The 8,518-nt window shown below is 41.9% G+C and carries 9 protein-coding genes; 5 read left to right on the top strand and 4 right to left on the bottom strand.

Features of this window, described 5'->3' with window-relative positions; genetic code table 11:
- A partial coding sequence (locus E1163_RS30730) for a hypothetical protein (protein ID WP_185156202.1) occupies nucleotides 1–310 on the top strand: 310 nt, incomplete at its 5' end.
- Entirely contained in the window at nucleotides 307–891 is a 585-nt protein-coding gene (locus E1163_RS24685; RefSeq protein ID WP_155175411.1) for a hypothetical protein, read from the top strand. The genes E1163_RS30730 and E1163_RS24685, both read left to right, overlap by 4 nt.
- Before the next feature lie 45 nt (nucleotides 892–936).
- Here E1163_RS24685 and proS read toward each other — a convergent pair whose 3' ends face one another.
- Nucleotides 937–2,412 carry a proline--tRNA ligase gene (proS, locus tag E1163_RS24680; RefSeq protein WP_155175409.1) on the bottom strand — a complete coding sequence of 492 codons (1,476 nt, stop codon included), beginning with the start codon at nucleotides 2,410–2,412 and terminating at the stop codon, nucleotides 937–939.
- 145 nt (nucleotides 2,413–2,557) lie between these two features.
- On the opposite strand from proS, the gene E1163_RS24675 reads away from it, so the two are divergent.
- Nucleotides 2,558–3,913 (top strand): hypothetical protein, encoded by a 1,356-nt coding sequence (locus E1163_RS24675; RefSeq protein WP_155175407.1) that lies wholly within the window; start codon nucleotides 2,558–2,560, stop codon nucleotides 3,911–3,913.
- A 28-nt stretch (nucleotides 3,914–3,941) separates the two neighbouring features.
- Complete coding sequence (locus tag E1163_RS24670) at nucleotides 3,942–5,543, top strand: OmpP1/FadL family transporter (protein ID WP_155175405.1); 1,602 nt, start codon at nucleotides 3,942–3,944, stop codon at nucleotides 5,541–5,543.
- A gap of 46 nt (nucleotides 5,544–5,589) precedes the next feature.
- On the opposite strand, the gene E1163_RS24665 is transcribed toward E1163_RS24670, so the two are convergent.
- From E1163_RS24665 to E1163_RS24655, 3 genes are read right to left on the bottom strand one after another with little or no spacing between them, the layout of a single operon-like run.
- The gene (locus E1163_RS24665; protein WP_185156201.1) at nucleotides 5,590–6,111 is read right to left on the bottom strand and encodes a shikimate kinase; all 522 of its coding nucleotides are present in this window, start codon (nucleotides 6,109–6,111) and stop codon (nucleotides 5,590–5,592) included.
- Nucleotides 6,101–7,210, bottom strand: coding sequence for a BT_3928 family protein (locus E1163_RS24660; RefSeq protein WP_155175401.1), 1,110 nt, complete (start codon nucleotides 7,208–7,210; stop codon nucleotides 6,101–6,103). The genes E1163_RS24665 and E1163_RS24660 overlap by 11 nt, the downstream gene beginning before the upstream one ends.
- The gene (locus E1163_RS24655; protein ID WP_155175399.1) at nucleotides 7,207–7,755 is read right to left on the bottom strand and encodes a DUF1599 domain-containing protein; all 549 of its coding nucleotides are present in this window, start codon (nucleotides 7,753–7,755) and stop codon (nucleotides 7,207–7,209) included. The genes E1163_RS24660 and E1163_RS24655 overlap by 4 nt, the downstream gene beginning before the upstream one ends.
- A 38-nt stretch (nucleotides 7,756–7,793) precedes the next feature.
- Here E1163_RS24655 and folP point away from each other — a divergent pair.
- Nucleotides 7,794–8,518 (top strand): dihydropteroate synthase (gene folP, locus E1163_RS24650; protein WP_343033956.1); only part of this gene is annotated, 725 nt, incomplete at its 3' end.

The raw sequence follows: 8,518 nt of genomic DNA, 5'->3' as shown, positions 1-8,518 counted from the left end.
TTTTAAGAGTTTAAAATTAAAAGGATATGTTCAAGCAGGTTTTGGGGGCAGCTATATTTTTGCCAAAATTAGAAAAGACATTACCGACAATCGCTCTGTTGACTCATGGTACTCACATCCAGAAAAAAAGGAGGAAGAAAAATATGGTTTTATTACATCCTTAGAAGGTGGCATACAATTTAACCCCGGAAGACTTATTGTAGGTATTACTACAGGATATCGGGTATCAAGAACATACGGCGACAATAGAACCTCCGCAATGGATGGAATGTACAGTTCTCTTGTATTATCTTACAATATATTAAAATGAAAATAATAGTTACAGTATTTGCACTTTTGCTTTTTTTTAACCGTACGGTGTCGGCTCAAGACACTTTAGTCCTCAAAAACAACATTTACATTCCTGCATATATAATTCATTTAAATGCTGATGTCGTAGAATACGCAAAAACAAAAAAACTCAAGCCTACATATTCTATAAAGACCTCAAAAATCTCATTTATTAAACATCAAGATGGCACTATTGATTATTTGCAAGAATTTCATAATAATTTCAACGCACTGAACATTGACCTTACAGATAGTATTAAAGCATATTCATTAGGGGTTGATGAGGCCATAATGAATTACAATGCTCAAAATGTTAAAACAGGGACTACAATTTCCACAGTTTTGTTTCCCCCGGCAGGTTTGGTGACTACAGTATTGACAAGTGCCATTCCTCCGAAGAACCCTGCACTACACGTTAACATAAAAAATGAACACTTTGAAAAAGGATATATACAAGGAGCAATAGTAAAAAAACGGAGAAAAGCCTGGGGAGGATTCGGTTTGGGAATGGGCATATTAATTGGGCTCTCAGCGGTATTATCAGTTGCAGCAGATAACTAGAAACAAATTCGTATCCTAGTTATACTGCTGTTATTTAAACATTAATTAATATGCCCTTGCAAAAAGCACTCTTCTGCCGGAAGGCTTGCCAGAGTAAACGCATTTGCCCGACTCTTCAGGGGCATCCACAGGTATGCAACGGATAGTCGCTTTGGTTTCTTCCTTAATTTTCTCTTCTGTCTCAGGAGTTCCATCCCAATGGGCCAACACAAAGCCACCTTTTCCATCAAGGACTGACTTAAACTCCTCGTAGGTATCAACTTTGGTAGTATTGCTTTCCCTGTAATGCAACGCTTTTTTGTAAATATTTTCCTGAATATCCTCCAGTAGGTCCTGCACCTTTTTCACCACGCCATCAACAGCTACTACTTCCTTCTCCTTGGTATCGCGACGTGCTACTTCAATAGTACCATTTTCCAAATCACGAGGCCCTATTGCCATTCTTACAGGCACCCCCTTCAATTCATACTCCGCAAACTTCCAGCCTGGAGAATTGGTATCTCTTGTATCAAATTTAACACTGATATTCAAAGCCTTCAATTCAGCCTGAATTTTATCAACCACTTCGGTGATGGCATTAAGCTGCTCCTCATTCTTAAAAATAGGCACAATCACTACCTGGATTGGCGCCAGTTTCGGAGGTAGTACAAGGCCATCATCATCAGAGTGCGCCATGATCAATGCTCCCATCAACCTTGTGCTCACTCCCCATGAGGTTCCCCATACCAGGTCAAGCTTACCTTCTTTGTCAGCAAACTTTACATCAAAAGCCCTGGCGAAATTCTGGCCAAGAAAATGAGATGTACCTGCCTGAAGCGCCTTGCCATCCTGCATAAGAGCCTCGATACAGTAGGTATCAATAGCACCCGGGAAGCGCTCACTTTCGGTCTTCACACCTTTATATACAGGCATAGCCATATGTTTTTCTGCAAACTCTGCGTATACATTCAGCATTTGCACCGTTTCATCTATGGCCTCCTGCTTTGTAGCATGAGCAGTATGCCCTTCCTGCCACAGAAATTCAGCAGTTCTTAAAAACAAACGCGTCCTCATTTCCCAACGCACCACATTGGCCCATTGGTTGATCAACAAAGGCAAGTCGCGGTAAGACTGTATCCAGTTTTTGTAAGTATTCCAGATCACTGTTTCCGAAGTAGGCCTTACGATCAGTTCCTCCTCCAGCTTAGCATCCGGATCTACCACTACGCCACTGCCATCTTCTGCATTTTTTAACCTGTAGTGCGTTACCACTGCACACTCTTTGGCAAATCCTTCGACGTGGTCAGCTTCTTTACTCAAATATGATTTCGGCACAAAAAGAGGGAAGTAAGCGTTGGTGTGACCAGTGTCTTTAAACATTTTGTCAAGCGCAGCTTGCATTTTCTCCCAGATACTGAAGCCATACGGTTTAATGACCATACAACCTCTCACGGCCGAGTGCTCTGCCAAATCGGCTTTTTTCACTAATTCATTGTACCATTGGGAATAATCTTCACTTCTTTTTGGTAATCCTTTACCCATAGCAGTTTTTGGTATAAAATTTGATGTAAATAGCTTGAAATAACTTTATTCCGGCAAATATAAGGATAATTATTATCGTAAAATATATCCGTTTTTTGGAATTGTCGTTTAATAAAGTATGTTTATAACCCAAAACAGGTATGCCATGAATATTCACATCAAAAAATTATCCGCCCTTTTAGGTGCATCATTATTCGCGCTGGGTGCTTCATACGCTCAGGACAAAGAATACGATGACCTTTATTTCATGCCTAGCGACCGCAATACAGTGAAGAAGGTCAAGGTTGAAGATAAGGTTGTACAAGATGCCAGTCAGGTACAACAACTTACCAATAACCCCCAGGAGAACTTCTCTTCTAAAACTGTAAACCCGGAATACGTCGCCCGTTACCAGGCAAAATCGCAGGAAGACTATTCAAGCGACAGTGAATATTCGGGAGATGAATACTACAATGACGACTATGACAATGGCTACTCTGTAGTCAATGACTATCAGCAAGACGCAGATGTCGTTGTAAGAGACAGGTATGGCAATACCACTTACTTTAGAAATTATTCCGATGTTTACTGGAGCGACCCTTCATATTACAGGGGTACCGCTTTCGATCCATTCTATAGTCCTTATATGTACGGACGTTACGGATACGGGTATGGCTACAGGCCTTTCAGATCCGGCTGGTCTGTTTCATTCGGTTTTGGCAATACCTGGGGATGGAGAAATGGCTGGTACTCAGGAGTCTCAGTAGGATACGGCTGGGGCTGGGGCAACGGCTGGGGAGGCTACTATGACCCCTTCTACTCTTTCTATGACCCTTTCTGCTCACCATACTATTATGGTTCATATTACGGATATGGCTACCCTTACAGAAACAATTATGTAGTAATCAATAACTACGAGACCAGAAGTAACAGAACCGTTAAAAGAGGGCCAAGCACCTCCAGAAGTGGTGATTTAGTCGGTAATGGAAGAACAGGAAGAACCACTACTAATTCAGGTGGGGATATAACCAACGGAAGAACAAGCCGTGTGGCAACCGAGGCTACATCACGAGACTATTCCAATACTCAAAGCAGATACTACAGGAGGTCAAGAGAAGCTGTTTCAAGCTCTTCTAATGACAACACGTCAAACGGCAGAACCTATAATAGCAGATCAAGGTCTACCTCCAATTACTCGACTGAGTCCAGAAATACAAACCGTAGCAGGTCTTCATCCTATGACAGGTCTTCCGGAAATAATAATTCAAATTATTACAACAGCAGATCAAGATCCAATAGCAGGTCTTCATCAGGCTACAGTACACCTAGCAGATCAAGATCTAATAATAGTGGTTATTCTCCTAGCAGATCCAATAGCAGAAGCTCCGGGTACTCTTCAGGCTCCCGAAGCAACAGCAGAAGCAGTGGATCTTACTCTTCGGGAAGCAGCTCAAGAAGCTCTGGCTCTACCGGAAGGTCAAGCAGCGGAGGAAGCAGCAGATCAAGAAGAGGTGGTAACTAATTTGTAAAAACTCAAAGATCCTTATTTCATGAACCGATTAATTAAGCTTATTTCAATAGGCCTGCTACAGCTTTGCCTTTTGGTAACCGCTAAGGCACAGGATGCAGGAGACTTCTCCGCCACAGCTCTGGACATGAGCAGAACTTACCTGGGCGGATCAGCCAGAATCCAAGGCTTGGGCGGAGCACAAACTTCATTAGGGGGAGACATCAGTTCTGCCTCCTCTAACCCGGCAGGACTTGGGTTCTTTAACAGATCAGAATTTTCATTTAGCCCTACCCTCAATGTTATCAGCTCATCCTCCGACTATCTTGGCACCAGTGTTAATGACTCAAAGCTTAACCTGAATTTTGCCAATCTGGGTGTGGTACTCAATAAAACCAAGGGCGATTTGGTAGAAAGTAAATGGAGAGGCGGATCATTCGGACTGAGCCTTAACAGGATCGCTGACTTTCAAAACAGGGTAACTTATGAAGGGGATTCTTATAATCCGGTCGATTCCAATGGAGATATAGTGCTGGATGCCAATTCTCCTAAAGACTTTATAGAATATGCCGTATTAAGCGCAGGTATAGATGGCAGTGGTAACCTTACCTACAATGGCAATAGCTTTGTAGAACTTGCTTATGAAACTTATCTAATCGATGTATTTCCTGTAAGCCCTACAGAATCAATTGTAGACAGGGATATCTATGCTACGGATGAAAACGGCTCTCTGCTTACGGATAACAATGGCGACCCCATCTATGTACCCGCATTTCCTGAGGAGAAGTTCCCTACCAGACAAAGAGAGACTATTAACTCAAAAGGTGGAATTTATCAAACATCCATTTCCTATGGTGGGAACTATAATGACCGCGTATATTTTGGCGCAGGTATAGGCATACTATCTGTTGACAGAGATGTGGAAAGAATCTATACGGAAGAACCTACCCAGGCGACGTTAAGAAGGCTTACTCTTATAGACAATTACAACATTAGCGGTATAGGTATCAATGCTACTTTTGGAGTTATAGCACGGCCTGTAGCACCGATATTGCTGGGCTTGTCATACACCACTCCCAGTTACTATGGCATGGAACAAACCCAGGAAACAATACTACAGGCGGATTATACAGGCTCTACAGATTACCGGGATGCCTATCATGACTGGACGATCACCTATACTCCCTTTAACTATAACATCTCAACCCCATCAAGAGTAAGCGGTGGCATTACCTACTTCATTGGAAAAAACGGATTTATTACCGGAGATGTGGAAAGGGTTAATTATTCACAGGCCAAATTAAGCAATGGGGACGATGGTTATACATTTTCAGACAGTAATCAGGGTATAGATCAATATGAAGCTGTTTATAATTACAGAGCAGGAGCAGAATATCGTTTTGACATGTTCAGGGTAAGAGCAGGATTCAACTACCTTGGAGACCCAACAGATGACGGCGTTGATAATAGCGAAAGCAAAGTTTCCGTTGGAGCCGGCATAAGAACCAAAGACTTTTTTGTAGACCTTGGACTGGTAAACAGTCTTGGAAGAAACTCTACCATTATGCCATACCCCGGAGCAGCGGTAGCCGAAGTAGAAAATACTAACACCACTGCTACCATTTCAGTAGGATTCTTTTTCTAAAGGATATTAATAAATCACAGGTTATTAAAAAGCTCGAGCGAAATATTCAGTCGAGCTTTTTTAGTTTCTTCAGACTTTCAATTAACTGATCTGCCGTTTCCGTGGTGTTGTCCCATCTCAGATCAGCCCGTTCATAAAAGGAGAGTCGGTTCTTGTACAATTCTTCAAGCTGCCCCTTTAGTCCTTCCCCGGATGAAAATTTTGGTCTCTTGTCTTTCTCGTAGGCATTGAGCCTGGCCACCAACTCCTCTAACGGTGTATCTATAAAAACACTTACACCATTGGCTTTAATAACATCCATATTATCAAAAAAACATGGGGCGCCACCACCGGTAGCGACAATTAGGTCTCCTTCGGGTTGAGCAGCATTGTGCAAGGCTTTTTGTTCTAGCTCACGAAAATGATCTTCGCCATGCTGAGCAAATATTTCTTTGATTGTACATTGTGCCTGCTCCTCTATCTTCTGGTCAAGATCAATAAATGGCATTTTCAAACGATCAGCCAATTGACGGCCAATTGTAGACTTTCCCGAGCCGGGCATACCAACCAGGAAGATTTTATTTCGCAAGCCCATTGACAGTTTCTGACGAAGGCACATCGTTATGGTGCCATTTCCCTAAAACAATGCCGTGCTTAAACAGCAACACGCCGGGGTTGGATCGTATCATAGCTTTCAATACGGTGGCATCTGTCTGGTAGTATGGCACAGCCAATTGATACTCATGACGCAGGGCCTCAAAATCACCCTCACTGGCAGAGGTCAACACCATAGGTTTTATGGAGCTATCCAGCCCATTGACCAGGTCAACTATATCTTTAATGTGCTCCTTATTGGCCTTTTGGGTATCATAAAACACCAGGATCAATTTCGCACCCTGAAATGACTCCTGAGTAAAATCTTCACCATCCGTACTTAACACCTGATAATCAGTAATTTTTGGAGTTGACTTTTCAGGGTTGGCTACTCTTGATGAAACATACTCATACCCTGCATCAGGCATAAGATATTTATCAGATTCTATCAACTCACCATCCGGGCCCTTGAAGGTATACTCCAGCTTTGGTGTTTCCTCGGCAATCATATTCTCAGGTATACTTGCACCTATTTTGTAAGGACGGAAATCGATATAAGGAAGGTGCTGAATAGCATAGATACCTACACCAAAGGACACTACTGCCACTGCACCGATGATAAAATGTCCGGGCCTGCTACGGAATACAGGCTCAAAACGCCGACGGTGCCAGAATAAGTGCAGTACAAAAACCATCAGGATGACATCTTTGTAGAAAGACTCCCAAGGAGTTAATGGGATAGCATCACCAAAACAACCACAGTCGGTAACTTTATTAAAATATGCTGAATAGAATGTCAGAAAGGTAAAGAAGACCATCAGTGCTAAAAGCACCCAGGTTGTAGTCCGCATTTTATAATTAATCAGAACAGCCACTCCCAGCACTACTTCAAGCACAATAAGTACCATACCTAAAGGCAGGGCTATAGGGATAAACCATTCGAAGAACGAACCGAAATCGGAAGCAAAAACGTCAAAATACTCCTCAAGCTTTATCTCTGTACCTATAGGATCATTCAGCTTTATCAGGCCGGAAAAGATAAACAAGCCTCCTACAAAAACCCTCGAAAAAATATCAATCCCCTTCTTTATCATTTAACTAAGAAATTAAGTTTTATCAATGCAAATACTGAATAATTGATCATATCCTGATAATTGGCTTTAACACCTTCAGATACCAGGGTCACGCCCTGATTATCCTCGATCTGTTTTACACGGAGAAGCTTCATCAATATGATATCAGTAATCGAACTGACCCGCATTTCCCTCCAAGCCTCTCCATAGTCATGGTTTTTATTCTGTAAAAGATCAAGGGTCTCCTCTGCTATACGATCATACAGCGGCTCAAGTTCATCATATTTAAGATCGAGGTTAGGATTGTCCTTTAGCTCAATCTGAATAATGGCCATTATACAATAATTGATGATACCAATAAACTCTGAGGTCACATCTTCACCTACTTTTTGCTGTCCCTTATCCTGAATTGAGCGAATCCGCTGCGCTTTTATGTATATCTGGTCAGTAATAGAAGGAAGCCTTAATATCCTCCACGCGGTGCCATAATCTTTTGTCTTCTTTTCAAAAAGTCCTTTACACTCCTGTATTACCTGCTTATATTCGCTGACCGTTTTATCTATCAATTTTAATGCTTATTTTATATAAATAACCTTCTTTAAACGTGGCGAAAGATACAGTTTTTTCAGGTAAAAAAACACTCAACATTGGCGGAAATGTAGTCAGCCTGCAGTCTCCGCTGGTAATGGGAATACTCAATACTACACCGGATTCCTTCTTTGACGGTGGCAGGTATACCCATGAAGAAACTATCCTGACCAGGGCCGCTGCCATGGTAGATCAGGGCGTGGATATTATTGACATCGGAGGTTATTCTTCCCGCCCCGGGGCCGATGATATCCCGGTGGAAGAGGAGTTGAAAAGGGTCATCCCCCACATAAAGAACATCAAAAAAGCATTTCCCAATGTATACCTTTCCATCGACACTTTCAGGGCGGCTGTAGCTGAACAAAGCATAGAAGCAGGAGCAGATATTATCAACGATATTTCGGGTGGCGGATTGGATAAACGTATGTACGATGTGGTTACAGATGCGCAGGTACCGTATATATTAATGCACATGCGCGGTAACCCTAAAACCATGACCAAAAACACTTCTTATGATAATCTTTTGATTGAAATTCTCGATTTTTTTGAGAAAAAAGTGAGCGAATTACATTCGAGAGGTGTTAAAGATATAGTGGTGGATCCGGGATTTGGTTTTGCCAAAACAATGGATCAAAATTATGTTTTACTAAAAAATTTGAAGTATTTTAAGGTTTTAGGGCTGCCATTATTAGCAGGAGTTTCGAGAAAATCATTTATTTACAAAAAACTTGGTATTGCCCC

It is taken from the genome of Fulvivirga kasyanovii (assembly GCF_009711405.1).
Lineage (GTDB): Bacteria > Bacteroidota > Bacteroidia > Cytophagales > Cyclobacteriaceae > Fulvivirga > Fulvivirga kasyanovii.
The sequence above is the reverse complement of the archived record's forward strand: the minus strand, read 5'-3'. Positions and strand labels throughout refer to the sequence as shown.

Excerpts from the sequence above, each read along its gene's own strand:
- E1163_RS24685 (WP_155175411.1), top strand. The coding sequence starts at position 307 with ATGAAAATAATAGTTACAGTATTTGCACTTTTGCTTTTTTTTAACCGT.
- proS (WP_155175409.1), bottom strand. The coding sequence starts at position 2,412 with ATGGGTAAAGGATTACCAAAAAGAAGTGAAGATTATTCCCAATGGTAC.
- E1163_RS24675 (WP_155175407.1), top strand. The coding sequence starts at position 2,558 with ATGAATATTCACATCAAAAAATTATCCGCCCTTTTAGGTGCATCATTA.
- E1163_RS24670 (WP_155175405.1), top strand. The coding sequence starts at position 3,942 with ATGAACCGATTAATTAAGCTTATTTCAATAGGCCTGCTACAGCTTTGC.
- E1163_RS24660 (WP_155175401.1), bottom strand. The coding sequence starts at position 7,210 with ATGATAAAGAAGGGGATTGATATTTTTTCGAGGGTTTTTGTAGGAGGC.